The organism is Bradyrhizobium sp. AUGA SZCCT0158, from assembly GCF_018130065.1.
In the GTDB taxonomy this organism is placed as follows: Bacteria; Pseudomonadota; Alphaproteobacteria; order Rhizobiales; family Xanthobacteraceae; genus Bradyrhizobium.
Genome location: NZ_JAFCME010000011.1, coordinates 209,052 through 231,752, shown reverse-complemented (window position 1 = coordinate 231,752; position 22,701 = coordinate 209,052). Strand labels below are relative to the sequence as shown.

The 22,701-nt window shown below is 60.3% G+C and carries 27 protein-coding genes and 1 pseudogene; 11 read left to right on the top strand and 17 right to left on the bottom strand.

Features of this window, described 5'->3' with window-relative positions; genetic code table 11:
* Positions 1-2,292 precede the first annotated feature (2,292 nt).
* Positions 2,293-2,610 carry a PilZ domain-containing protein gene (locus tag JQ574_RS18420; RefSeq protein ID WP_212211833.1) on the bottom strand — a complete coding sequence of 106 codons (318 nt, stop codon included), beginning with the start codon at positions 2,608-2,610 and terminating at the stop codon, positions 2,293-2,295.
* A 170-nt stretch (positions 2,611-2,780) separates the two neighbouring features.
* Between JQ574_RS18420 and JQ574_RS18415 the strand changes: the two genes are divergently transcribed.
* The 3 genes and pseudogenes from JQ574_RS18415 to JQ574_RS18405 all read left to right on the top strand — a co-directional run.
* Positions 2,781-3,170 carry a response regulator gene (locus tag JQ574_RS18415; protein WP_212211835.1) on the top strand — a complete coding sequence of 130 codons (390 nt, stop codon included), beginning with the start codon at positions 2,781-2,783 and terminating at the stop codon, positions 3,168-3,170.
* A gap of 199 nt (positions 3,171-3,369) precedes the next feature.
* Complete coding sequence (locus tag JQ574_RS18410) at positions 3,370-4,065, top strand: outer membrane protein (RefSeq protein ID WP_212211837.1); 696 nt, start codon at positions 3,370-3,372, stop codon at positions 4,063-4,065.
* Between the two features lie 436 nt (positions 4,066-4,501).
* Positions 4,502-4,597: pseudogene (locus JQ574_RS18405) on the top strand (DNA ligase); the annotation flags it as partial.
* Positions 4,598-5,023: 426 nt separating this feature from the next.
* On the opposite strand, the gene JQ574_RS18400 reads toward JQ574_RS18405, so the two are convergent.
* The gene (locus JQ574_RS18400; protein ID WP_212211839.1) at positions 5,024-5,419 is read right to left on the bottom strand and encodes a hypothetical protein; all 396 of its coding nucleotides are present in this window, start codon (positions 5,417-5,419) and stop codon (positions 5,024-5,026) included.
* Positions 5,420-5,538: 119 nt separating this feature from the next.
* Between JQ574_RS18400 and JQ574_RS18395 the strand changes: the two genes are divergently transcribed.
* From JQ574_RS18395 to JQ574_RS18385, 3 genes are all read left to right on the top strand, one after another.
* Positions 5,539-5,922: a PRC-barrel domain-containing protein gene (locus JQ574_RS18395; protein ID WP_212211841.1), complete on the top strand. Its 384-nt coding sequence runs from the start codon at positions 5,539-5,541 to the stop codon at positions 5,920-5,922.
* Positions 5,923-6,759: 837 nt separating this feature from the next.
* Positions 6,760-7,095 (top strand): hypothetical protein, encoded by a 336-nt coding sequence (locus tag JQ574_RS18390; RefSeq protein ID WP_212211842.1) that lies wholly within the window; start codon positions 6,760-6,762, stop codon positions 7,093-7,095.
* Positions 7,096-7,637: 542 nt separating this feature from the next.
* Positions 7,638-7,922: a hypothetical protein gene (locus tag JQ574_RS18385; RefSeq protein ID WP_212211844.1), complete on the top strand. Its 285-nt coding sequence runs from the start codon at positions 7,638-7,640 to the stop codon at positions 7,920-7,922.
* Positions 7,923-8,142: 220 nt separating this feature from the next.
* Here JQ574_RS18385 and JQ574_RS18380 read toward each other — a convergent pair whose 3' ends face one another.
* A complete protein-coding gene (locus tag JQ574_RS18380) occupies positions 8,143-8,427 on the bottom strand; it encodes a hypothetical protein (RefSeq protein WP_212211846.1) in 285 nt (94 codons plus the stop codon).
* 65 nt (positions 8,428-8,492) lie between these two features.
* A complete protein-coding gene (locus JQ574_RS18375; RefSeq protein ID WP_212211848.1) occupies positions 8,493-9,356 on the bottom strand; it encodes a hypothetical protein in 864 nt (287 codons plus the stop codon).
* 528 nt (positions 9,357-9,884) lie between these two features.
* Between JQ574_RS18375 and JQ574_RS18370 the strand changes: the two genes are divergently transcribed.
* Entirely contained in the window at positions 9,885-10,055 is a 171-nt protein-coding gene (locus JQ574_RS18370; protein ID WP_212211850.1) for a hypothetical protein, read from the top strand.
* A gap of 250 nt (positions 10,056-10,305) precedes the next feature.
* Here JQ574_RS18370 and JQ574_RS18365 read toward each other — a convergent pair whose 3' ends face one another.
* The 10 genes from JQ574_RS18365 to JQ574_RS18320 form a co-directional block, all read right to left on the bottom strand.
* Complete coding sequence (locus tag JQ574_RS18365) at positions 10,306-10,560, bottom strand: hypothetical protein (protein WP_212211852.1); 255 nt, start codon at positions 10,558-10,560, stop codon at positions 10,306-10,308.
* A 55-nt stretch (positions 10,561-10,615) separates the two neighbouring features.
* The gene (locus JQ574_RS18360) at positions 10,616-10,825 is read right to left on the bottom strand and encodes a hypothetical protein (RefSeq protein WP_212211853.1); all 210 of its coding nucleotides are present in this window, start codon (positions 10,823-10,825) and stop codon (positions 10,616-10,618) included.
* Between the two features lie 137 nt (positions 10,826-10,962).
* A complete protein-coding gene (locus JQ574_RS18355) occupies positions 10,963-11,469 on the bottom strand; it encodes a ferritin-like domain-containing protein (RefSeq protein WP_212211986.1) in 507 nt (168 codons plus the stop codon).
* Between the two features lie 255 nt (positions 11,470-11,724).
* The gene (locus tag JQ574_RS18350) at positions 11,725-11,883 is read right to left on the bottom strand and encodes a hypothetical protein (protein ID WP_212211854.1); all 159 of its coding nucleotides are present in this window, start codon (positions 11,881-11,883) and stop codon (positions 11,725-11,727) included.
* Positions 11,884-12,575: 692 nt separating this feature from the next.
* Positions 12,576-12,833: a hypothetical protein gene (locus JQ574_RS18345; protein WP_212212019.1), complete on the bottom strand. Its 258-nt coding sequence runs from the start codon at positions 12,831-12,833 to the stop codon at positions 12,576-12,578.
* 75 nt (positions 12,834-12,908) lie between these two features.
* Positions 12,909-13,121 carry a hypothetical protein gene (locus tag JQ574_RS18340; protein ID WP_249119417.1) on the bottom strand — a complete coding sequence of 71 codons (213 nt, stop codon included), beginning with the start codon at positions 13,119-13,121 and terminating at the stop codon, positions 12,909-12,911.
* 126 nt (positions 13,122-13,247) lie between these two features.
* On the bottom strand, positions 13,248-13,478 hold the full coding sequence (locus tag JQ574_RS18335; RefSeq protein ID WP_212001304.1) for a hypothetical protein: 231 nt from the start codon (positions 13,476-13,478) through the stop codon (positions 13,248-13,250).
* 176 nt (positions 13,479-13,654) lie between these two features.
* The gene (locus tag JQ574_RS18330) at positions 13,655-13,885 is read right to left on the bottom strand and encodes a hypothetical protein (protein ID WP_212211858.1); all 231 of its coding nucleotides are present in this window, start codon (positions 13,883-13,885) and stop codon (positions 13,655-13,657) included.
* A 253-nt stretch (positions 13,886-14,138) separates the two neighbouring features.
* On the bottom strand, positions 14,139-14,279 hold the full coding sequence (locus JQ574_RS18325; RefSeq protein WP_212211860.1) for a hypothetical protein: 141 nt from the start codon (positions 14,277-14,279) through the stop codon (positions 14,139-14,141).
* 199 nt (positions 14,280-14,478) lie between these two features.
* Positions 14,479-14,658 carry a hypothetical protein gene (locus JQ574_RS18320; RefSeq protein WP_212211863.1) on the bottom strand — a complete coding sequence of 60 codons (180 nt, stop codon included), beginning with the start codon at positions 14,656-14,658 and terminating at the stop codon, positions 14,479-14,481.
* A 189-nt stretch (positions 14,659-14,847) separates the two neighbouring features.
* Here JQ574_RS18320 and JQ574_RS18315 point away from each other — a divergent pair, with 189 nt between their 5' ends.
* Positions 14,848-15,891, top strand: coding sequence for an HWE histidine kinase domain-containing protein (locus JQ574_RS18315; protein ID WP_212211866.1), 1,044 nt, complete (start codon positions 14,848-14,850; stop codon positions 15,889-15,891).
* Positions 15,892-16,052: 161 nt separating this feature from the next.
* Here JQ574_RS18315 and JQ574_RS18310 read toward each other — a convergent pair whose 3' ends face one another.
* From JQ574_RS18310 to JQ574_RS18300, 3 genes are all read right to left on the bottom strand, one after another.
* Positions 16,053-17,357 carry a M20/M25/M40 family metallo-hydrolase gene (locus JQ574_RS18310; RefSeq protein WP_212211869.1) on the bottom strand — a complete coding sequence of 435 codons (1,305 nt, stop codon included), beginning with the start codon at positions 17,355-17,357 and terminating at the stop codon, positions 16,053-16,055.
* Between the two features lie 28 nt (positions 17,358-17,385).
* A complete protein-coding gene (locus tag JQ574_RS18305) occupies positions 17,386-17,901 on the bottom strand; it encodes a hypothetical protein (RefSeq protein ID WP_192736580.1) in 516 nt (171 codons plus the stop codon).
* A 123-nt stretch (positions 17,902-18,024) separates the two neighbouring features.
* Positions 18,025-19,569, bottom strand: a complete 1,545-nt coding sequence (locus tag JQ574_RS18300; RefSeq protein WP_212383762.1) for an acetolactate synthase large subunit — start codon at positions 19,567-19,569, stop codon at positions 18,025-18,027.
* Positions 19,570-19,790: 221 nt separating this feature from the next.
* On the opposite strand from JQ574_RS18300, the gene JQ574_RS18295 reads away from it, so the two are divergent.
* From JQ574_RS18295 to JQ574_RS18285, 3 genes are all read left to right on the top strand, one after another.
* Positions 19,791-20,375 (top strand): L,D-transpeptidase, encoded by a 585-nt coding sequence (locus tag JQ574_RS18295; protein WP_212211872.1) that lies wholly within the window; start codon positions 19,791-19,793, stop codon positions 20,373-20,375.
* Positions 20,376-20,539: 164 nt separating this feature from the next.
* A complete protein-coding gene (locus JQ574_RS18290) occupies positions 20,540-21,319 on the top strand; it encodes a DUF2927 domain-containing protein (protein ID WP_249119416.1) in 780 nt (259 codons plus the stop codon).
* A gap of 220 nt (positions 21,320-21,539) precedes the next feature.
* A complete protein-coding gene (locus JQ574_RS18285) occupies positions 21,540-22,529 on the top strand; it encodes an ABC transporter substrate-binding protein (protein ID WP_212211876.1) in 990 nt (329 codons plus the stop codon).
* The last annotated feature ends 172 nt before the right edge of the window (positions 22,530-22,701 follow it).

Genomic DNA, 22,701 nt, shown 5'->3' with positions numbered 1-22,701 from the left:
CGCGACCGTCAATCGCAACCTCAGCGTCCACCGCAACCCGTCCCTCGTCGTGACGATGGCCAACGCCCCTCTGATTGGGACGGGATGGCTATTGATGTGCAGGTGATTTGGGGTGGAAGGGAAGAGAAATGTTTTTGATTTTCGGAAATTTAGGACTTGACATGATTTCCTAAAATCGGAAGTGATTTGCCCGTCGGGTCAGTTTGTCGCGCAAAGGAGCAGACCAATCAGCGCGCAGAGTGCATTTGCCGATGCGTATTCGGAAGCGTCGCGTTCTTTCGCGTTTTCCGACCGCTCATCAGCGCTTTGGTCACCTGCGACAGCCATCGCTCCGGAAGAGTGACTACAGCTCGCTGACGAGCCGGGCTATGATGCCCGGAAGTGCCGCAGGATCGCGACTTTGGATGGAGTACAAGATTTACTTCGCGCTGGTCGGCGTAGCCGGGCCGATCGGATCGTTTGTCACTGCAGCCTTCATGCCGTTGAGTGGGGGATAGGCAGTATCTGACTGCCTCTTCTCTCACCTATCTGCCTGACGGGTCCGGCCGAATACAAGGCAGGCCTCGATCAAGCGGTCGCACGGGGGTGGCTGTTGCTGCACGAGGGCGGCATCTATGTGAAGTTCACGCCGGCCGGCGCGAAGCTGTTCGCCTGATCCTTGCATCTCCAAAAGAAAACGGCCCGTCGGGGGGTGAGACGTGCTTCGGCCGTATTTGTTCGACTACCTCCATTGCCACTTGTTCCCGAAACTCCCCTCCTCTTTGGTTCAGGTCAGTTTGTGCCTTTCCTGGTTTGTGTCCGTGTCGTGGATCGCGCTTGGACTTGCTATCGAGACAAAAACGGCCCCAGCACTGGGGAGAGCTGAGGCCGCCATTCCAACGGATGTCATTGAGCTGCCATCCGGTAGTCTCCAATGAATTCGCCCCCGGAAGGTTCGTTCCAAATCAGTGGCCTCGACGTTTAGCCGATCAAGCGAATGTTGAGCCGGGACAGAGGCACTTACTCATTTTTGGGCTTTTGTTGACCTGAATCATAATGCCCCGAATTGGCCGGGTCGAAAATCTGAGGATGAACCAGCGTCAGCATTGGGACTGGGTGCAAATCGCGGGATATGCCTCGCTGCTTCTCGCGATGGGGGCGCTGATTGTTATTGGGGTTTCCCTGTCGTCCCCTCAGTCTTGAACGGATTTAGTTTTGATCGTTGCAATGCCAACGCCGCGACGCCAAAATTGAGCACCTATCTAATCCCTGGGGTCGATAAGGGAAAGCGCGAACTCTGCCACAGGATAGACCCGGCCATCGGCTTCAATCGTTACTTGAGTGCATCCTTGAGCAAGCAAATCGTTTGATGTCTCGATGGCGTCAGCGGGCATGTCCCGGACCACTTCCGTGTCCCCAGCCAGATCGCTCTTGCCCCGCACAATGAACATTCCCGGTCCCTCGAGTTGATCAAAGATACCGCGCAGTGCCGATCTCAACACGCTCGTAGAATTACGTACTCCGGAATAGTGACCGCAATGTCCGTGCCAAAAGTTAGGCTATGCCTGAAACAGGATCGAGTCTCGAAGCTTGAGGACCTGCATCAGGTGGACGAGGACAAAACCTACCACACCCTTTTCGTATTCGGCTCGGTCGCGTTGTTTGCCGCAAGCGTAATAGCAATGATCATGTTGGTTGCTGGGCAATAGGCAGCATTTGAATGCAGTCTCCCCGCATGTTGCGCCTTACAGATGCCGCGCAAAGAGAGACGACCCCAGACGGGCGTGAACGCCGAAGGCCATTTCCGATGATGCCGCCCCACCACCTCATTAAGGCTCTAGCGGCTATATATCGACGGTTCCAAGATGGCGAACTGACGCACCCTTTTGCCAATGGATTGGGAGACCTGACAGGTTATAGCGATGTCGCGCAGACGAAAAACCCCGCCGGTTAGGGCGGGGCTAAGTCGGGGTATCATTGCTTCTTTAGCCCGAGTGAGGCTGCTGGCACCGTAACAACGTAGCCGGCACAGTCGATCGCTTCTCTTGCATACTTGTCCCGCATGCGAGCAATGGGAGGTAGGAACTGTCTCCCCCTTGCAACATGCTGGATGTTCCGCTTCTTGAAACACTAAATATAACTTCCGGGATCGAAAGTCTTGCGGCAGCCTCGGCGCTATCGGGACTGGGAGTCTGCATTGCACTGACATTCAATTTTCCCGGCAAGGCCGCAGCGCGCGACGCCTGTGGCCTTTTTCATTGGCCTGCGGATTCCTGGACATCTGGGCTGCCACATTCAAACTGACCCAATGTGTTATTCAGCAAACTCAGGATCTTTCGAAGGTCGGTTAACCTTCTTGCCCTTCTGTCGATGGAACGAGACGCCCAGCTGGTCTCCATTTACCCATTTAAGAGAGCAGCGCCGATAAGCGAGACCGGTGGAGGAAAGCAGGAGAAAAAACTCGTTAAGCTGTAGCCCTTCAATCGAGACATTCACCGTCAACTTGGCGTCCCCGTCAGATATATCATTGATGACGCAGTCCCGGCGCCAGGTGCCGTCAATGGCCATCATGTGCGCGCTCAGGCCGTGTTCGAACTTCACCCGACGTTCGCTTTCCTTTGAAGTTACCATCCCACTCTCCGGTCAGCCAGCTGCCATTTTTTCCCGATGGTGACGGAAAGGAATTAAGGTCGTCTAAGCGCTTAATAGCTTTCTGCGCATGAGCTAAGTATACTTTTGTACATAAGCGGTGGAACCAATCCGAGACCACCGCGTGTTTCTTTCGGCGGCGGGGAAAACTGATGGAAACTGTTCTGGTCCTCGTCATCGAAGATGATCCCGCCGTTCAAGTGATCCTTGACGAAGCACTTTGTGAAGGGGGCTACGAACCTGCTTTGGCAGCATCCGGCGAAGAAGCCGTGACCTTGTTGAAGGGCAGGAAACTCCCGTATCGCGTCTTGGTAACGGACATCAATCTGCTCGGTAGGATCGACGGATGGGAGGTCGCCAAACAGGCGAGAGAGCTGGACCCGAATTTCCCCGTCGTCTACATGACCGGTGCTGCCGCCGACCAATGGCCGGTCCACGGCGTTCCGAACAGCATCCTTCTCACCAAACCATTTGCGCCAGCGCAGCTCGTAACCGCAGTATCCAATCTGCTGAATGCAGCACCGCTGGCACCGACAGACTGAGGCCGCCTGAGGAATTGCCGAGCTAGTTGCCGAACTGCAGGCTAATCACCGCCTAGATTGCCGCCCGCGCGCCGTTAAAGTTCCGACCGGGCCTGGCACTGATTCAATCAGTATGGCGCGCTGTGTGTCATCCGCGCTACAGCAAATGTTGCGCATTGCGCGCTAGCTGCAGAGACACAGTATAAAACGAAAGATCAAAATGAAAAAGTTCCTCCTTGCTACTGTCGCCTTAGCCGCCTTGGCAGGTACAGCATCGGCAGCTGACATGGCCGCCCGTCCCTACACTAAAGCCCCAATGATGGCCTCCCCGATTTACAACTGGACTGGCTTTTACATCGGTGGTCACGTCGGCGGCGCATTCGGTGGCGACAACAACATTCTTGCCCCCGGCTTCACCGGCACCAACGGCAACGACGGTGTGTTCATGGGCGGCGTGCAGGCTGGTTACGACCACCAATTCTCACCGAACTGGGTACTCGGCCTTGAAGCGAACTACAGCTTCCTCGACACGAACAACAATCCCTTCGTCAACCGCGGACTAGGTTCGGTCACCGGCCGCCTTGGCTACACGTGGGGTCCGGCGCTGGTGTACGTCAAGGGCGGTTATGCCTGGGCTGACTCCCGCCTCACCAACGGTTTTGGCGGCGGCACCTTTTCAAACGGCGGCGGCGGTCGCGACGGCTACACCGTCGGCGGCGGTCTCGAATACCTGTTCACTCAGAATTGGTCGGGCAAAATCGAATACCAGTACTACGATTTCGGTACCCGGAACGCTCTCTTTACCAGCGCTGCTGGCGTCGTCACCGCTGTTGGATTCCGCAACGACGAGCATACGATCAAGGCCGGCCTGAACTACCGGTTCGGTTGGGGCAACGCGGCGGCTTCTCGTTACTGACGACTTTTGAGATGCAGATTAAGAGGGTCAGCCGTCAGGCTGGCCCTTTTTTTGTCCAACGCTGACGTGCGCTCGCGAAACATTCGCATCGTCCCGGCTCATTCGACCGAAACCCGCGCAAGGCCACCCATGCCGATCGCGTTTGCCCCTGCCCCGCTGAGGTCGATGCACCGGCTAAAGGCGACAATTCGACATTACGAAGCATGGATCTGGCCGTGATACTCGCCGGTATCATCATCTTAGAAATTGGCAACCTCCGAAAGGGCATGCTGACAAAATGACGTCCTGCTGAGATTCGCACTCTGCGTCCCCCGCGATGTGTAGGTGATTTGGGGTGCAGGGCAATATCTTTGATTTGCAGAAATTCAGGATTTTGACATGATTTCTTGAAATCGGAAGTGATTTGCCCGTCGAGTCCATTTGTCGCGGATGCCCTTGGGTTGAGGCCCAGCTGCTGGCCGAGATCGACTACCGAGCGAAGTCCGCCGAGGGCAAGGTGCGGCACCCGTTCTTCAAGGATCTGAGGGAGGACTTCGCGAGAATGCAGGTCTCGAATATCTTCGTCAGTACACCGCGCGACCATCGAGCCACCAAAACCGGCATTCGGGAAAAACGGAAAAGCCCTAGGCCGAATCTGATCAGTGAAAACGAAGAAGAGGCCAAAGAGAGCGCTAAAGCAATTCGCAGGCGCAATTTGCGAAGCTAGCGCGTCACCTCAGTTGGCGGCTCCGAACCGTGAATAGGCGGCCCCAGCGCGCCTGGCGCTTGCGCTGGGGCCGCCATGCCGCGTGGCAACGGCGGTTGCCAGCGGGTTCTTGCCAAGTTACCGCAACTTGATTGATCTTTTCGAACCAGTTCGGAGTACCTATTTCGGGAACAAGTGGCAATTTGTTGCGTTGCTGTCCCGTCCGGAGGGATACTGGACATATGCCTTCACGGCCTCAGCGCACGCTTCCCCTTAGACGCTGGGGCCGTTTTTTGTGCCCGCTTGGCGTGGGTCGAAGCCGATGGGCGGCAGCACCAGGATCGGGTCAATTACCTTAGACTGTTGAGATCGGCAGACTGTTGAGATCGGCGCGAGGGAAGGAATTCCACTTATGCGTTCGACATCAATTCTGATTGCCATCATTGCAGCATTCGTCTCAGCGACCCCTGCACGCGCCTTGGAATCCAGCATGACGGCGAGATCGTCACTGCCGCCGGGGCGAACTCTGGGCGCAGATCGGTGATTTCCTATAAACCGAATTGACTTGCCCGTCGGGTCAATTTGTCGCGCAAATGCAAGGCTCGCGCGATGAGCGCTGCCGATCGCGGCCGCATAGACCTCTCGAACCGACGTTGGCGGCGGTTCCATCGCTTCTCCGTCGGCGACGACAGATCGGTGATTGGCGCTGTGAAATGTTCTCCGGAATTAGGAACGACCCCGTAGCGGCCGAGTTAAGCCGACAAACCACCAGTTAGGGAGACGAAACCATGGCCCGTGCAACAGCCCATCCGGATCATCACTGCATCTCGAGCGAAGACATTCAGGGCACCGAGGTTTACGGTGCACAAGGAAAGAATATCGGCGAGATCGATCACCTCATCATCGACAAGATGTCAGGTCGCGTGGCCTATGCCGTCATGAGCTTTGGCGGCTTTGCCGGGTTGGGCCACAGCCACTATCCCATTCCCTGGGGCGCTCTGACATTTGATACGTCGCTTGGTGGTTTTCGAACCAACATCACCGAGCAACAGCTGAAGGACGCGCCTGAGTTCAGTGATGACTCGTGGGAGGATCGAGATTGGGAAGCGCGCACCCACCAGTACTACGGGACGCCTACGTACTGGGAGTCGCGAGGTGGCCAAATACGCTAGGCAGCGCATGTACCAGCCGCGTCATTGAACAACGGATCAATGACGCGGATGGGTGTGATGCCGGAAATCAAGGCGAACTGCCGGAAGGCAGTTCGCCGGCGCAGGTTCTTGTCACTTCAGATCGCTCTTGGAGCGCGGCCAGCGCGTCAGGACGATACTGCCTGTTGATTCAGTGGATTGAGCCGTCTTCGGTCTTGTCGACGGTTCGCAGTTCGTGGGCGCATTAGCATTTGCGCAACCCCGCCTCTTTTGTCGTCGATCAACGGCGGATTACGCCGGAGCCTGCTATCGGGCCGCGCTACGCGCGGACCCGTTGGGCCCAATCCCCTCCGCATGATGGCGATCATACTTTTCGCCGCATACTGCGCGGACGCTCTTCGATCATGACGACGGCGCCAATGACCGAACGAAGGTCATGGCCGTCGCGTATCGGAGTACTCCGGAAGAGTGACTGCAGCTCGCTGACGAGCCGGGTTATGATGCCCAGAAGTGCCGCAGGATCGCGACTTTGGATGGAATACAAGATTTACTTCGCGCTGGTCGGCGTAGCCGGGCTGATCGGATCGTTTGTCACTGCAGCCTTCATGCCGTTGAGTGGGCGATAGGCAGTATCTGACTGCCTCTTCTCTCACCTTTCTGCCTGACGGGTCCGGCCGAATGCGGTGCAGGTCTCTGCAGGGTCTTGGCTATTGATGCCACGGAAAAGTGCGGCGGTTGGCAAGAGCGGATGTACCTCTTGCCAATGCCAGGGCCCCGGAGCGATCCGGGGCCTTTTCGCCGTCCTGAAGCAATCACTCTGCGCTGTTGTGTACGGGTATCGTTGCGTGGAGTTGCTTTATGAGTAAGTCCATTTGGACCCCATCGATCGTTCCAAACGAGCACAATCGAGAGGTCTACCTGGTGGTCGATGACTTTGGCTCCCTCGGCCGAGCATGGCGGGGCAGTGGTGTCGGCGATACCGGCCTCGAAACGGTCGTGCGCGATCTGCTGGAGGGTCAATACTGCAACCCCGTCCGCGTTGCCGGTTTTAATGTCGCTGAGGGATGGTGCAGAGACGTTTCAGCAGACGTCGCCCACGAGCTGCAGAAACGTTGCTCGGATCAGATGCGAGAGCTGCCGAGCTTCCTGCAGGAATTCGTCCGCCGGCATGCCGGAAAAGCAACGCCCAGGTAGCGCCTGTCTGGCCGCACGTTGCCGAGGCCGAACGAGTCTTTAATCTTCCCACGTGCGCTGGCCGCACCGGCATTCAAACATGTGGACGATGCAGCCGGTGCGAGGATTCACTATCGTTCGAATCAGGGCCAACCGCTTCCCGCATGTGCTGCAGATCTTGTTGGTGTGGCTTTCCAAAACAGCCACCTCTTCACCGCGGATTAATTCCATAACCGCCTCCATGCCGAGTTCTGTTTTGAGGGGTGAGACCTAAGTCAGGTCCCCGACATAGTACGAGGGGGCGCGAACTATTCCAAATTAATTCGAAGGTGCGCCCTCCGTTCGAAAGGGTCAGCCTGCAATACCTACCGCTCCGCGTTTATTCGTCAAGACACGCAAGGCGCCGAAGAGACGGAAGCCTGGCACCGCTTCGCCTGGATCGGGAACAAGCAGCAACTGACTGCAATGAACTGTCGCCTATCGGGCAGACAACGACACCAGAAGCGATTTCAATCGGTCCCTACCTGAAGGCTGTGCAATCGCTCAATTGAACGGGTGGACGGATGGCGCACCAAATCAACAGATTGGTTGTCGGCACTCGTTTCAAGGTGAACCAACTCGGATCAGTCCGGTGCCCGGCGCTGGCCGGCAAGACCGGGACGGTTACCGGAATTAGCTATCGCAACACGGGCGTTGCCGTGCTGTTCGATGGCACCAAGAGACCAACTTACCTGCACAGGGATTTTATCAGCTCCATCCCCGATCGTTCGTTGACGACAGAAGAGGCGGGTTACGCAAACGCCAACCCGCACCACGAACTCAAGCGCGGCGATCGGCTGCATGCATAGCTAACCATCTCGTCGACGCGAGACTGTGCCGCAGGCTTCTGCGAGCACGGAATCTCGATTGCGATGTGCGGGTCAACTCCGTCCCACCGAGAAGACCACTCAGCGCGCGGACCGCATTTGCCGAGGCAGATTCGCAAGCGTCGCGGCTTTCGTAATACTCGACCGCGCAACGGCAATCGCTTTGGTCACCTACGATCCAAACAGGAATATTTGCGCGGAGTTATAAAGTCCACAGCAGGATCACGATCGCGGCGCCCGCTGCGCCATTGCACGAACTCGTCGCCAAGATACCAGCCGTGGCTTTGATCTCGAGCGCCTCGCCGTCGCGCGATACGAGAATGGCCGGCGGCGCAAGGATTAGTCGGAGCCCGGTCTCGCGTATCCGCGCCGTTCTGCCTCGGAGGTAAAATGGCATTTCGGACAGGTAAATTGAATCATCGGCCGAGACGACCAGGACGGCTTCACGATGTTCAACGCCATCGGCCACGCGTTGCATTTTGGACATGCGATCAATACGGCATCGGGGGCGAGGTCGGGGGTTCTCATCCGATCCACCTCACCCCGCCCGGTTCACGCAGGTTCGCGTCGATAAGCAACTCCAGAGCCGCGAGCACCCATCCAATGCGGCATCGGCGCACCGTCACGGTGGCGCCCGCCTATACCTGCCGCTGCCCATGCGATGACAGCACCCAGCAACAGGGCCGCGGCGACGGAGAAAGCGAGGATCACCGAGCTCCGGCGAGATTTGGCTATCGCAGTCCGAGAACTTGCGATTACGCCATCGACCCGTTTTTCGGCTTCGGGCCCGGCAAGACCAGTACTCGCGGCGACGAGTTGAGCCAGATAAGATCGGTCCTCACTGCTCATTCCCGAGTGGCTCGACGACGTCAGGAGGATTCTTCCGGCCTCCGCCCGCTCCTGCGAAAGGTCCACGTTCGCGGCGCGGCGCAAGGGCCTGAACAACCGGTCGATCTCATAGCTTAACAGCGGCTCTGCGGCGCTCGTCCTTGCAGAGGACATGTTGCTGTTGGACCGCGTCAGGGACGCACTTCCGAGCAACGCCGCAAGCGCCACCCCGAGCACGACGGCGAGCGCCCAGGCAGCGAGACCATGCAAGCCGTCGCGCTGTTCGATTTCGTCAACATCCGAGACGGCCGGCGCGACACTCGTTCGCCCCGCAATGTAGCCTCCCACGCCGAAACTCAGTGCAGCCTGGATAATGAGATACAGTCCCGATAGAATCCAAAGTGCGGCGGACGCGTCCCGCCACGTCGGCGCCGTCGACGAAATCCCCAATCCGATGGTCGCGCCGAACGCCAACAGGATCGACGAAAGCGCGGTGGCCACCAGCGCACCCAGGATCGCCGGCGTCCAATTCAAATACCTCGGGGGGACTCCAATGGGAGCCGCGCCGGGTTCGATCTGTTTCACCATGTCAGCGCAGCCCGAAGAAAGACAGTACGGCCAGGATGACGACGATCAATCCAACCAGATAAATCAAACCGTTCATTTTTCTCTCCTCGTTTTGCTAACGATCGAACTTGCAGTTCATCATGCGCTTTGCGACGCGCGCTTTCCCGCCGCGTCGCGCCGATCAAGCAGCTTGAAAATGCCAGGCCAGCTGGGGGCCCAACCTCTATCTAGCGATGCGCGAGCCAACCCGACACGGAAGTGCGCCGCGTAACCCGATAATGGAAATCCTATTGGGAAGGTTCCAATCGCGAACAACATAAGACCTTGTCTCGGTCCGATGCGCTTGAGCAGATATTGGGTGCACTGCAACGATGACCGGGAAGAAATGGCAATCTTCAGTGCCCCCTCGTTGCTCCTCGCGGAGGAGACGGAACCAAATCTGAAGACTGCGGTTTCATCGACGCATCATGAAGCTGGAGGATTTTCAGGAAGCTGCGATCGGGATTCTTCAGACACGAAAAACGCGCCGCCCCATGGAGGTGGCAAATCATGGTTGATCCGCATCAGGTTAACTCGATCATTGCAGATGCAATTTGCGAATGCTTCAAGGATCATCCCGAGCGAAGCATGGGCTTTGAGGAAGCCAAACAAATAGCAAAATGCGTCGTCGAGGCCCTCGCCGACGCCCGGCTGGAGATCCGCGTGCGTGAACAGGATTGAATGTTTGCGAGGTGTCTGGGCTTCCATCTTTGCCGTCGATGACGGCGGATGAGGGCTGGGGTGGGGCGTCGCCGCGAGTCATCGTATGGAGAGAGCCCCCACCCGCCGCGCTCTTCGAGCGCAGGTACCTAAGAGCGAGCTTCGCTCGTCTCGACCCCTCGAGCGAGAGAGGTGCACTGAGTTTGCGCCTACCGATTCACTCAAGTGGCATTAGGTTTGGTGCTCGCGTAATCCGCCCGATGGTTTTTCATCACTGGATCGTCTCATGCACGTCGAGAATGGGCACGTCCGGCGTGTTCATGATCTCGGCAATGATATTGTATGAAACGTCAACCGAGCCGGGCTTGTTCGGGTCAATCCTGACATCCTTGACGTGAAGCGTCGCGCGAACCAGCCGGCCGTCGCTCAGGGTTATTTCGGTGACGCCGTGACGAATGCGGGAAACGACAGTTTCCGGGCGATGGCCGATGTTGAAGGAAAATGGTTGTGCGTATCCGAACTTCATGGCCTCACCCTCGCATTTCACGTGCAGTCTCGTAGCTTGCGCGCTTGCTGTCCGATCAGATTTTCGGCGCCCGGCCTGCGCGGTCGAATACCGGCACCTTCTCGACATCGTCGGGTGCTGCGGCAGACGGCGTATCTTCGGCAGCGTGTCGCAACGCCTCGGTCTCGGCGTCGAGGCCGTCAACGGTTTCATTGGCCTGGCTGCCTGAATCGTGCGGTCGTGCCGGAACCTTGCCGTCCGTTTTGACTGGATTCTGTTTTGCCATTGTCTGTCTCCTTGGAGGTCAAGACACCAATGAACCGGGGCGCGGTCGGTTCCGTTGCGTTTATGTGATCGCGAGTAGCAAACGCAGAAGGGCCCCAGCGTAAGGCTGGAGCCCTTCGATGATGTCCGCTTGCCTGATTACGCGGCTTGCGCGGTCTCGGCGTGACGGTTGACCTCGGATTCCGCGAGCTGGCTCAGGGCGCTGTCCGTCGCCTTTTCTTCCTTGAGCGTCGCGTCGAGCAGCTTTACGGCGTCCTTGTAACCCAGTTCACTCGCCCAAGTCTTCAGCGTGCCATAGCGGGAAATCTCGTAGTGCTCTACGGCCTGCGCGGCAGCCAGAAGGCCGGCGTCGAGGGCGGGCATGCCCTTGTACTCGTCCATGACTTCCTTGCCTTCATCGATGATTCCCATGATGGCATCGCAGGTCTTGCCCTTCGGGGTCTCGTCGATCGACGCAAACACCTGCTCCAGCCGCTCGACCTGGCCGTCGGTCTCGGCCAGGTGCTTTTCAAAAGCCGCCTTGAGTTTTGGGGACTGCGCCGCCTTGGCCATCTTCGGCAACGCCGAGAGGATCTTCTTTTCCGCGAAGTAGATGTCCTTCAACGTATCGAGGAACAGGTCCTGCAGTGCTTTCTCTTTCGCCATACCGGCCTCCAGCTGTTGGATTGTGTTGCGGTAGAACCAGCCGTACCGGGAGTTGTTCCTCAACTGCGTCCCGCTGGGACGATTCATTTTTCTCGGCTCATTTTTGTTTTCGGTGCGCCGCAGCGGGCGGACCTGAATCACAAGGACCGCAAACCCGATCAGGCTCGCGACGACGATCGCGATCGACAGATGACCGCCTTGCCCATCATTTTTCGCACCGGCGCCCATCGTTGCGCCCTTCCTTGGCGCCTATCGTTAGTGTGTGTCGCTCTGCTGCCACTTCTCCAGATCGGGCGTCTTGTCGCTCGGCTTCTGCTCCTTCTCGGGAGGCCCTTTCCAGGGTTTGTCGGTCTGGGAATGCGAACCCCAGTCGGTTCGCTGCCGGGGATCGTCCTTCGGGGTTTCTTTGCTCATCGGGTTCTCCTGCATCGGTTACCCTTGGGAAATCCCCTGTCCCGGCGTCCGTTCCATGAGGGAATGCCGAAGTCTGCGTGGAATGCGTCGATGCGTCGCGCTGATTGATTTCATCACGGTGCTCACGGGATGGAGAACGCGTACGACCGGTTGTCTCCGCGTTACCGTAAACGGGAAACCGAAGCAGCAGCCACAGAAGATCCAGAGTCAAAAAACGCCGTCGAGCGGCGTGGTCACCGGCCTGGCGCTCGTTGCACGCGTTGTCGCGCGGATTGCAGGACGCGGCCAAAATCCCATCAACCGTCAGAGCGTAATCGGCAAGACCGCTACCGGCTGATCCATGGAAAGGAATCGCTCACGGCTTTTGCTCGGGATGGAGCGCGGCCTTTTCGGCCATCATTTGCTTTATCAAACCGGCGATCCCGTCCAGCGTGAGCTGGTCAGTCATATGCGTTGATATACGCTGGTAGTGTTCGATCTTGCCGTCGAGTTCGGCGCACCGTTTGCACATTGCTCACCTGCCTTCAGGCGGGAGCACGACACTCTCATCGCCGGTGGAGGCCAGGGGCGGACGGCGATAGAACGGCAACTCCGATCTTTATGTCGGGTTCCTCTGACATCGTGACCCAAGCTGGATCGCCCGGGTAAGGTGGATTAACGGCCACCGGCAGCGATGCTGCGACAAGCACTACCTACCCATAGCGGGGCGGCCGCGACGGAGTAGCCTTCGGCTGCGAAGGCGCGATGCGTGCTGTTCCCGTTTCGATGGCCGGTTTGGCGCCCTCGGCCGCGCGATTCTGGCGGGATGCAAGGATCTGTTCGGCGAGGTATTCCCACCGCTCGGCCTCACCGAGCAACCTCCAGCTATTGTCCGGATCGCACGCGGCCTGTTGACGGCAGAGCAAGGCCGTCGCGCGATACGCTTCAGCGCTCTTGAAACCGCTTTCCATAAGATCCTCCCCAGCTTTCGCGAGGTGCGACCAACCCCGCGTGAGGAGCAGAACGTTCCAGCCGCAGCCCCGTTCCTATGACGCCAGCGACAGGCCCTGTTCGGCTCGAAAACGCTGGTAGGCAGCGATGGCGGTGTTGGAGAGAAGCAGCCGGCGGCGCTCGCCGCGGCGAACCATCGCTTCGATCGTGTCGAGCAGGTGATTGGCTGCGGTGTCGGGATGGCCGAGTTCGCCCGTTGCCTCCAGATAGTCCCAGGCGATCTGGAAGGAATCTTCAATCGTTGTCATCAGCGTTTCGGTCATGAAGGCAAACGCCGCCGGGGATGACCTGTTCCGCGACCATCTGCCGCTTGAAGCAACCATCTGCCGCTTGAAGTAAGTCGCGCGCGCCAAGGGTTCGGGCGACGTCGCGCATCAAGGAACGTGATCGTTCCTGCTGCCGCCGATGCGATGCGGCTTGTTGAGGAAGTATCCGCGATTGCCGAGTGCGGCTTCCGCGTATTGGTCGATCGAGACGATGATGGCCTGGACGTGCTGGTAGCACCAGCCTTCGCGGCAGGCCAACGTCCGCACTTCGGCGAGCGCCTTGATCCAGGGCGGATTATCCGCGTTGTGGTCGTACCATTTCAGCGGATCTGACGGCATCGGAATGGCCTCGCTTCATCAAATCTTCCAGCTCCGCCCGCTTGCGCGAAAGCAGGAGCTCAGCCGTCGCATTGTCGAGGCCGGCTTGATCCAGCCGGCGAACTGCCGAGCCCAGTTCGGCAAGCTGCCTGCGCAGCTTTTCGACTCTTGATTTCCAGGCCTCTTGATATCCAGCCTCATCGCACACGGCGGCCGCGCGCGCCTTTCAAGGGCCCGCGGCCGACGGCTCGGCAATCCGCTTTCAGCCGCTCATCGACATCGAGCAGGCGTTCTTCGCCGCCGAGCCTGTTCCGCTCGCTGATCAGCCCGAGCATCACGACGCGCATGGCCATCACCTGCATCGAGGCCTCAGCGCAGTCTTCGTCGCGGTTGATGTGTTGGCGGATGGTACTCTCGGCATCCAGCATTTGAGAGCGCAAGAACCTGATTTTCCTGCGGATTTCGTTCAATCTGTTGTCCATGGCTCACCTCACCGGGGGTTGGAGCCTATAGAGAACAAACAAAGAACAAATATCAAGTTAACAATGCGGGCGGAGCCAAGAATCTTTGTGGGTCAATCTTTGTGGGGTCGTGTGGGCCGCGCCCGATCGGCTGGTGAACGGGCGCGGGCGTGGCCTGCGCGTAACCGCGCGACCAGCGGTCGTCCGAGCCATCGCGTCGTCAGATCCCGAATACCCAGACCGCGACGATGGTGCCCAAGGTCGCGAGCCCGCTGATGGTCCATCCGGTTGCGTAGAGAAGGTTGTCCTCGCCGGTGCCACGCATCGCGTCGGCATCCGCGGTTTCTGATCGCCAGTGCATGGCGCATCTCCACAGAGCCTGCCCGCGCTGACAACGCCGGGCCGGGTTCCCGGTTCCATCATTCCCAGATCACACGATCGAGCACTGATCGCCGTTTTGAAGGGTGGCCAAGGCCAAAACCGGCGCGCCCGAGCAGGTCACAAAAAAAGGCCGCTCCCCGGGCGGCCCTCTGAGTGCTTCGCGCCGTCGGCGAAGACCATTACACCAGCAACAGACGGTCCGCGTTCGCGGGCGCCAGCTCATCCTCGTCTTTGACGATGATGGTGACGTCCCAGCCTTCGCTGGCCCATACGCGCGCCTTGGCGAGTGCCATCAGCGAACTCGTCCTGTCCATCCTGACGGTCTCGTTGTCCCGTTCCGCCACGATCCTGTACGCCATGCAAGTTCCCCTTACGCATCCTGTTTGGCGGAACATTTGAATCCGGCTTTGACCGCAATTTGCTGACAATTTGTCCAATTGGCGGCCCGCCGGGCGGCGCCGGACCGCAAAACGCCTTATTTCGCCGAGCCACGCGGAACGTTTGCCTTTGTGACGAATTAGCGTCAGTGCGGGCGGGGAGAAATAAGTATGTTGAATTTGTTCCGGCATTCCGAAGCTGCCGATCTCGAAGATATCCTGGCCCGGCACGCCATCAGGAACACCGCCGCAGCTGACGACACGGAATCGCGTGAGAAGCAGTTCCGCGATCTGCTGCAGGCGCTGCCCGCCGCCATCTACACGACAGATGCCGAAGGCCGGATCACGTTCTTCAACCATGCCTGCATCGAGTTCGCCGGCCGCACGCCGAAGATCGGTGAGATGTGGTGCGTGACCTGGAAGCTGTTCTGGCCGGACGGCACGCCGCTGCGCCACGAAGATTGTCCGATGGCGATTGCGCTCAAGGAAAACCGCCCGGTGCGCGACGTCGAGGCGATCGCCGAACGGCCCGACGGCTCGCGCATCTGCTTCATGCCATACCCGACACCGCTGCGCGACGAGGCCGGCCGGCTGCTCGGCGCCGTCAACATGCTGGTCGACATCACCACCCGCAAGCAGGCCGAAGAGCGCATGATGCTGCTGACCGGCGAAGTCGATCATCGCTCGAACAATCTGCTCGCCGTGATCCAGGCCATGCTGCGGCTGACCAAGGCCGACAGCGCCGAAGAGTTTCAGGCCGCATTCCAGGGGCGCTTGAGTGCGCTTGCCAATGTGCAACGGCTGTTCTCGGTGTCGCGCTGGACCGGCGCCAGCATCCAGACCATCATTCAGGAAGAATTGAAGCCCTATGGCTCGACGCGGGTCAGCATGACCGGGACCGACGTCCGGCTTCCCGCTTCACTCGCGCAGGCCATCGCGGTGGCCATCCACGAACTCGCGACCAACGCCGCCAAATACGGCTCGCTGTCGGGCCCCGCGGGCAAGATCGACATCCACTGGCAGATCGATGAGGCCGACAGCCTTCAGCTGCGCTGGACGGAATCCGGCGGTCCCCAAATTGCCGAACCGATGCGGAAAGGATTTGGCGTCGACGCGATCGACGGCATGGTCCGCACCCTCAGCGGCCGGATCACGCGGCAGTGGAAGCCCGAAGGACTGGACTGCGAATTGTCGTTCCCGGTGATCGGGGCGTAGTACTAACACCCTGTTCGTCATGCCCGGCCTTGTGCCGGGCATCCACGTCTTAGCCTTACCTAAGCAAGAAGACGTGGATGGCCGGGGCATAGGCGAGCGAAGCGACGCCGCCCTTCAGACGGCTGTGCCCGGCCATGACGGCTGTGATTAAGACCTCGCCCCTACTTCCCCTGCCTCACGACCAGCGCCGGCTTGGTCACGCCGTCGAGGCCGGTCAGCATCAGAACCGTCAGCAGCGCGTTTTGCGGGCCGAAATACGCATCCGTCGGCTTGTACCATTCGTTGCGCGAGTGCCAGTTGCCGCCCTCGCCGCCGCCGCCGATGGTGACGGCGGGAATGCCGAGCGACATCGCGATGTTGGAGTCGGTCGAGGAGCCCGCAAAGGTCACCCGCGGCGCGCGGGTGACGGCGGCGACCGCGCGCTGCGTCGCCTGAACGATCGGGGAATCCATCGGCACGATTCCGGCGGGCCGGTCTCCGATCATCCTGGCCTCGACGCCAAGCTTGTCGGACTTCCAGCGCGCGTTTTCATCCGCCACCGCCTCCTTGACGAGATCGAGCAGGCGCGCCTCGAGCTTGAGCAGTTCATCGGTCGAATTCGAGCGCATGTCGACCGCCATCCGTGCTTCGGCCGCGATGGCGTTGACCGAGGTGCCGCCGACGACGGTGCCGACGGTGAAGGTGGTCTTGGGATCGGACGGCGGCTGCAGCTCGGAGATTTTGGCGATCGCGCGGCCCATGGCGTGGATCGCGCTCGGCAGGCCGAACTCCTGGAACGAGTGGCCGCCGGGCCCCTTGAAGATGAACTCGTAGCGATGGCTGCCGGTCGCCTGGTTGACGACGCGGGTGATGCCGAGCCCGTCGATCGAGATGAAGCCGTCGATGTCCTTGTGATCGCGGAACAGCGCCTTGACGCCGCGCAAATTGCCGAGTTCCTCCTCGCCGACGGTGCCGACGAACATGATGTCGCCGACGGTCGCGATCTCGTTGGCGTTCATGGCCTTGATCAGCGACAGCAGCGCCGCCAGCCCGCGGGAATCGTCGCCGATGCCGGGCGCGACAAAGGCGCCGTCCTTTTCCTTCACCGTGACGTCGGTGCCTTCGGGGAAGACCGTGTCGAGATGCGCCGACACCACGAGTTTCGGACGGCCGCCGCCGGACCCCTTGCGCAGCGCGATGACGTTGCCTTCGCTGTCGATCGCGGCGTCCTTGAAGCCGAGCTCCTGCATCCGCTTCTGGTAGTATTCAGCACGGATCTTTTCCTTGAAGGGCGGCGCCGGAATTTCGGTGATGCGCTTTTGCTCGTCGAGCGTTCGCGCATCGTCGGCCTTGATGTCCTCAAGTGTCTTGGCGACCTTGGGATTGGCGAGGATGGGCTCTATCGCCGGCGCGGGCGCGGCCTGCCCCCAGGCCTGCGAAGCTGCCGCGACAAAGGCGATTGTCAGGATCGTGCGCTTGAAATTCATGAATGACTTCCCTCGCTCCTCGCAGGTCTCAGCCTGCACTTAAGCCCGTATCCTTCAGCCGCTCGGCGAACCAGATCGACATAGCCGGATCGATCACGCCACCGGTATAGACCTCAGACATCGCGACCTGCTTCCTGCCGAGCGTCACGAACACGCCGATCCAGTAGGCGAACCACAGATGCGGATCGGTCAGCGCCCGCAGCTTGTGCTGGTCGTGTTCCAGCGGCTGGTGATTGGCGGATTTCCGGACCTCGATCGTGAGCAGATTATTGGGGATCTCGCGCTGATGCACGACGATATCTGGGTAGATCGATTTGCCGAGATGGTCGTCGGTCGAGATGATCGAACCGTGCGGCAGCCGCAGCGTCCGCTCGCCGAGCCTGTCGTAGTCGCAATCGACCTGCCAGCCGGCAAACTGATGTTCAAGATGCACCGCCAGCCGGTGCGTCAGCGGGCGCTCGCCGACGTCCTTTTCGAGCAGGAACGTCTCGTGCGCGTAAAACTCTGACAGCGCCGTGACGACCTTGTTCAGCTCGGTCTGCATGTCGCCTCCGACCTTCCGTCATTCCGGGGCGATGCGAAGCATCGAACCCGGAATCTAGAGATCCCCCGGTGCGCAATTGCGCACCTGAGGTTCGCTTCGCACCCCGGGATGACGGCTACGCCGTCACATCTGCACTTCGATCAACCGCGGCCCCGGCTCGGCGACGGCTTCCGCCAGCGCCTTGACGAAATCGTCGACATTGTCGACCGCCCGGCCGGGCACGCCCATGCCCTTGCCGAGCGCGACGAAGTCGATTGTCGGGCGGTCGATCTTGAGCATGTCGAGCGCACGCTGTCCCGGCTCGCCGGCGCCGACGCCGTCGAATTCGCCACGCAATATCTGGTAGATGCGATTAGCGAACACGATCGTGACGACGTTGAGGCCTTCGCGCGCCTGCGTCCACAGCGATTGCAGCGTGTACATCGCGCTGCCGTCGCCGACCATGCAGATCACCTTGCGGTCCGGGCAGGCGATCGCGGCTCCGGTCGCGACCGGCGTCGAGTATCCGATCGAGCCGCCCAGATTCTGGATCCAGTCGTGCGGGGCGCCGGCCGCCATCACCGGAAAGAATGCTCGCCCTGTGGTGACGGATTCGTCGACGACGATAGCATTGTCCGGAATAGCCATGGCGATCGCCTGGGCAATTGACGCATGGTTCAGGGCGCCGGTCGGCTTGACGAGTTCGACCTGGGTCTGCGGCTTCACGTCCGCCGGCTTGGCGCCCAGCGCAGACGCCAGCGCCTCCAGCGCCGCGACCGAATTCTCGCCGCTCGACGTCATGCGATGGACCTCGCAGCCCTCAGGCTTCAGCAAGCTGGGCTTGTTCGGATAGGCGAAAAACGCCACGGGATCGTTGGCTTCGACCAGCACGATGTGCCGAAAACCCTTCAGCGCCGCTTGCGCCGCTTCGATCACGTAAGGCACCCGATCGATCGAAAAACGCCCGCGGCCGCGCGCCATTCGTGGACTGGCCAGCGGGCCCATCACCCTGCAGCCGGTCTTGCCGGCGATTTGCGCGGCCAGCGCCAGTCCCTTCTCCGTCACCGCGCTGCCGGTCATCAACAGCAAGGTCTGTTCGCCTCCGCGCAGCACCTTTGCCGCCTTCTCGACGGCCTGCGGGGAGTAGCTTTGACGCTGCGATTCCAGCGGGACTTCGGCCACGCCATCGGCTTCGTTCCACGCGGTGTCGGCCGGCAGGATCAGGGTTGCGATCTGCGGCGGCGCACCGCTCGCCGCGGCGATGGCGGCAGCACCGTCACGGGCGACCGATTTCGCGTCCGGCGAAGTCCGAACCCAGGACGACATCGGTCGTGCCAGGCCCTCGATATCGGAGGTCAGCGGCGCATTGTATTCGATGTGGTAGGTGGCATGCTGGCCGACGATGTTGACGATGCCGGAATTGGCCTTCTTGGCGTTGTGCAGATTGGCAAGACCGTTGGCGAGCCCGGGGCCAAGATGCAGCAGCGTCGAGGCCGGGGTGCCCTTCATGCGGAAATAGCCGTCGGCGGCCCCCGTCACCACGCCCTCGAACAGGCCCAGCACGCAACGCATGCCCTCGACCCGGTCCAGTGCGGCGACAAAATGCATCTCCGACGTGCCGGGGTTGGTGAAGCAGACGTCGACGCCGCCTGCGACCAATGTCCGCACCAGACTTTCCGCACCGTTCATGGTCTCGCCCCCGTTCGCGATTGTTCTCAAGACGGCTCAAGATCAATCATTGTTCACCCGTTTCGTCAAAGGTTTAGCCGACAATGCAGCCATCGCCTCCGATGTGTTGCCTTTTTTAACCGCCGTGTCCGAAAATGGCGCGCTCACGGGCTCTTTGCTTGCGAAATCGCGGCAGTTATGGCCTGTCTCGCTGCATATTCTGATTTTTCACGAGGAAGAAAATGACCCGGGTTTTGGCTTTGTTATTTGCGGCATTGACGGTGCTGGCCGGTGTCGGTCACGCGCAAGCCCAGGATTTCGGGGGCTTCTTCGACTCGCGCGGCCTCTTCGGCGGCGGTCCCGATTTCCGAGGTGGCGGATCGAGCCCGATCCCGCGGCAGACGGTCAACTTCTCGGGCGGTTATGCCCCGGGCACGATCTACATCAACACCGCCGAGCGCCGGCTCTATCTCGTGGTCGGCAACGGCCAGGCGCTGCGTTACGGCATCGGCGTCGGCCGCGACGGCTTCCGCTGGAGCGGAACCCACCGCATCACGGCGAAAAAGGAATGGCCGAGCTGGACCCCGCCGTCGCAGATGCTGGCGCGGCGGCCCGATCTGCCGCGGCACATGAAAGGCGGCATCGACAATCCGCTCGGCGCCCGCGCGATGTATCTGGGATCGACGCTCTACCGCATCCACGGATCGAACGAGCCCGAGACCATCGGACAGGCGGTATCGTCCGGCTGCTTCCGCATGACCAACGACGATGTGACCGATCTCTATAGCCGCGTCTCGGTCGGCACCCCGGTGATCGTCAAGAACTAGCCGCATCCCAACGTCAGGGAACCGGCAGCGTCTGCGTTGACGCGCGAACAAGACTTGTTGACCTGAACCAGCCTCGCCTGGCGTGAACAAGTCTTGCGCGCACGCGCCGATTGCGGCAGCGTCGAGCCACAATGAGCGCAATTGGCCGGCCTCGATTCCCGCGAATGCTCGCAGCCGCTCTGGCGGCCGTAGCCCTCGGCGAAGTGTTGCTGCCCGCCGCGGCATTGGCCGGGGATCCCTCCGTCGCCCAGCGTCAGCGCGCCCAGAAGAAGATTTTCACGGACAGCGAGATCATCGAAGGCTTCTTCAAGATCGCCTTCGGCGCCGAGTATCACCTTGCCGGCCGCGTCGACCGCATCCGGAAATACGAGGCACCGGTGCGGGTGTTCGCCGACGGCACCCGCGCCGACCGCAAGGCCCAGCTCGCGAAGATCGTCGCCGACATCGCCACACGGGTCCAGCACCTCGATATCGCGATGGCCGCGAACAACGATGATGCCAATGTGCTGGTCAAACTGGTGCGGGACCGCGACCTCAACCGCACCATCATAACCTTCTACGGCAGCGAACGGGCGCGCGAGATTCGCTCCTCGCTCGACCCGCAATGCCTGAGCGGCTTCCGCAAGAACGAAAAGTTCGAGATCGAGCATTCCGACGTGATCCTCACCGTCGACAATGGCGACTTCGTCTTCTTCGATTGCGCCTATGAGGAATTGCTGCAATCGCTCGGCCCGATCAACGACACCCCGACCGTGCCCTGGACCATGTTCAACGACAATGTGTCGATGGGATATTTCGGCGTCTACGACCAGTACCTGCTCAACCTGCTGTACGATCCCCGGATCAAGGCCGGCATGACCGTGCAGGACGTCAGGGCGATATTGCCCGACGTGCTCGCCGACGTCCGTGCATGGGTGCGCAAGGTGAATAATCTGCCGGAGTGATATCCATCACGATCGCGGCGTTGACCTCCGTTAGCTTCCCTATCCTTCCCGACGCCGCCGTTGCGAGGTCCGCTTCGAGGGGAAGAGCGGTGGTCGTGGCCAACCGACGCGAATGCCCCAATTGAGACAGCCTGATCGGCCGGGCGCCATTTCTCACTCGCAGCGCATCCGCAAAGTGCTAGGCTTTAGGCCCGGGACGAGATGTGTTCTTGGGGGATGCATGCGTCGACGCGAGTTCATCACGCTGCTGGGAGGTGCGGCGGCAGCTTGGCCGCTGGCCGCGCGCGCGCAGCAGCCCGCAGGGCGGGTCTACCGGGTGGGTTACTTCGCAACCACCTCCCGGGAACGTTCGCTCCATCTTATGAAGGCGTTCGAAGAGGGCCTGCGGAGCCTCGGCTACCGCGTTGGCGAGAATGTCGCTATCGAGTATCGCTTTGCCGATGGCGAGATGGGACGGCTATCCGCGCTCGCCACAGACCTGGTCAGACTCGGTGTCGACGTCATCGTTGCAGGGAACAATACGAATACGGTTGCCGTCATGAAGGTGACCACGACGATCCCGATCGTCGTGGCCAGCAGTGCCGATCCAGTTAGTGCCGGGCTTGTCGCCAGTCTGGCGCGCCCCGGCGGGAACGTGACCGGGATCGCTCAGGACACGGGCGGCGAGCAACATGTCAAGCGGCTCGAGTTGGTGAAGGACACACTGCCGAACGTCTCGCGCGTGGGCGTTCTGTGGAATCCGGACTTTTCGCCCAATCCCGCCCGGCTGTCGTCGATGCAGGAGGCTGCCCCGGCGCTGGGCTTGACCCTTGTCCCGGCTGAAGCACGCGGGCTGGACGCACTCGAACAAGCGTTCGCGACGATGGTGAAGGAGCGCGCGCAGGCGCTCGTCGTACTGAGCGATGGCGTGCTCTTCAACTTTCGTGGACAGATTGGCGTCATGGCCATCAGAGATCGGCTGCCGGCAGTCGCTGCCGCAAGAGAGTATGCCGAGACGGGTTTTCTTCTGACGTACGGGATTGATTTACGAGATGGATTTCGTCGATCCGCCGCCTTCGTCGACAAGATTTTCAAGGGTGCAAAGCCTGCCGACCTGCCGATCGAACAACCGACCAGGTTCGAGCTAGTGATCAATTTGAGGACCGCGAAGGCGCTTGGCGTTATCATGCCTCCAGCGCTGCTCGCCCGCGCCGACCAGGTGCTTGAATAGCGGGGTTGTTTGCTGTGGTGCAGTGACTGCTTGTGGTCACAAAGCAGATCTGCCGCGATGGCCTATCGATGTCTGCTCCTGAAGGGCAAGAGGCCATCCCTGTCACGAGGCCCAACTTCCGCATTGCCCCCAACGGACGTTGCGCACCCCCAAAGGCAGGAACTGTGGTATC

Bases quoted from the DNA above. Each gene is read 5' to 3' on its own strand.
- JQ574_RS18420 (WP_212211833.1), bottom strand. From the start codon at position 2,610: ATGGTAACTTCAAAGGAAAGCGAACGTCGGGTGAAGTTCGAACACGGC.
- JQ574_RS18415 (WP_212211835.1), top strand. From the start codon at position 2,781: ATGGAAACTGTTCTGGTCCTCGTCATCGAAGATGATCCCGCCGTTCAA.
- JQ574_RS18410 (WP_212211837.1), top strand. From the start codon at position 3,370: ATGAAAAAGTTCCTCCTTGCTACTGTCGCCTTAGCCGCCTTGGCAGGT.
- JQ574_RS18400 (WP_212211839.1), bottom strand. From the start codon at position 5,419: ATGGAACCGCCGCCAACGTCGGTTCGAGAGGTCTATGCGGCCGCGATC.
- JQ574_RS18395 (WP_212211841.1), top strand. From the start codon at position 5,539: ATGGCCCGTGCAACAGCCCATCCGGATCATCACTGCATCTCGAGCGAA.
- JQ574_RS18390 (WP_212211842.1), top strand. From the start codon at position 6,760: ATGAGTAAGTCCATTTGGACCCCATCGATCGTTCCAAACGAGCACAAT.
- JQ574_RS18385 (WP_212211844.1), top strand. From the start codon at position 7,638: ATGGCGCACCAAATCAACAGATTGGTTGTCGGCACTCGTTTCAAGGTG.
- JQ574_RS18380 (WP_212211846.1), bottom strand. From the start codon at position 8,427: ATGTCCAAAATGCAACGCGTGGCCGATGGCGTTGAACATCGTGAAGCC.
- JQ574_RS18375 (WP_212211848.1), bottom strand. From the start codon at position 9,356: ATGGTGAAACAGATCGAACCCGGCGCGGCTCCCATTGGAGTCCCCCCG.
- JQ574_RS18370 (WP_212211850.1), top strand. From the start codon at position 9,885: ATGGTTGATCCGCATCAGGTTAACTCGATCATTGCAGATGCAATTTGC.
- JQ574_RS18365 (WP_212211852.1), bottom strand. From the start codon at position 10,560: ATGAAGTTCGGATACGCACAACCATTTTCCTTCAACATCGGCCATCGC.
- JQ574_RS18360 (WP_212211853.1), bottom strand. From the start codon at position 10,825: ATGGCAAAACAGAATCCAGTCAAAACGGACGGCAAGGTTCCGGCACGA.
- JQ574_RS18355 (WP_212211986.1), bottom strand. From the start codon at position 11,469: ATGGCGAAAGAGAAAGCACTGCAGGACCTGTTCCTCGATACGTTGAAG.
- JQ574_RS18350 (WP_212211854.1), bottom strand. From the start codon at position 11,883: ATGAGCAAAGAAACCCCGAAGGACGATCCCCGGCAGCGAACCGACTGG.
- JQ574_RS18345 (WP_212212019.1), bottom strand. From the start codon at position 12,833: ATGGAAAGCGGTTTCAAGAGCGCTGAAGCGTATCGCGCGACGGCCTTG.
- JQ574_RS18340 (WP_249119417.1), bottom strand. From the start codon at position 13,121: ATGACAACGATTGAAGATTCCTTCCAGATCGCCTGGGACTATCTGGAG.
- JQ574_RS18335 (WP_212001304.1), bottom strand. From the start codon at position 13,478: ATGCCGTCAGATCCGCTGAAATGGTACGACCACAACGCGGATAATCCG.
- JQ574_RS18330 (WP_212211858.1), bottom strand. From the start codon at position 13,885: ATGCTGGATGCCGAGAGTACCATCCGCCAACACATCAACCGCGACGAA.
- JQ574_RS18325 (WP_212211860.1), bottom strand. From the start codon at position 14,279: ATGCACTGGCGATCAGAAACCGCGGATGCCGACGCGATGCGTGGCACC.
- JQ574_RS18320 (WP_212211863.1), bottom strand. From the start codon at position 14,658: ATGGCGTACAGGATCGTGGCGGAACGGGACAACGAGACCGTCAGGATG.
- JQ574_RS18315 (WP_212211866.1), top strand. From the start codon at position 14,848: ATGTTGAATTTGTTCCGGCATTCCGAAGCTGCCGATCTCGAAGATATC.
- JQ574_RS18310 (WP_212211869.1), bottom strand. From the start codon at position 17,357: ATGAATTTCAAGCGCACGATCCTGACAATCGCCTTTGTCGCGGCAGCT.
- JQ574_RS18305 (WP_192736580.1), bottom strand. From the start codon at position 17,901: ATGCAGACCGAGCTGAACAAGGTCGTCACGGCGCTGTCAGAGTTTTAC.
- JQ574_RS18300 (WP_212383762.1), bottom strand. From the start codon at position 19,569: ATGAACGGTGCGGAAAGTCTGGTGCGGACATTGGTCGCAGGCGGCGTC.
- JQ574_RS18295 (WP_212211872.1), top strand. From the start codon at position 19,791: ATGACCCGGGTTTTGGCTTTGTTATTTGCGGCATTGACGGTGCTGGCC.
- JQ574_RS18290 (WP_249119416.1), top strand. From the start codon at position 20,540: ATGCTCGCAGCCGCTCTGGCGGCCGTAGCCCTCGGCGAAGTGTTGCTG.
- JQ574_RS18285 (WP_212211876.1), top strand. From the start codon at position 21,540: ATGCGTCGACGCGAGTTCATCACGCTGCTGGGAGGTGCGGCGGCAGCT.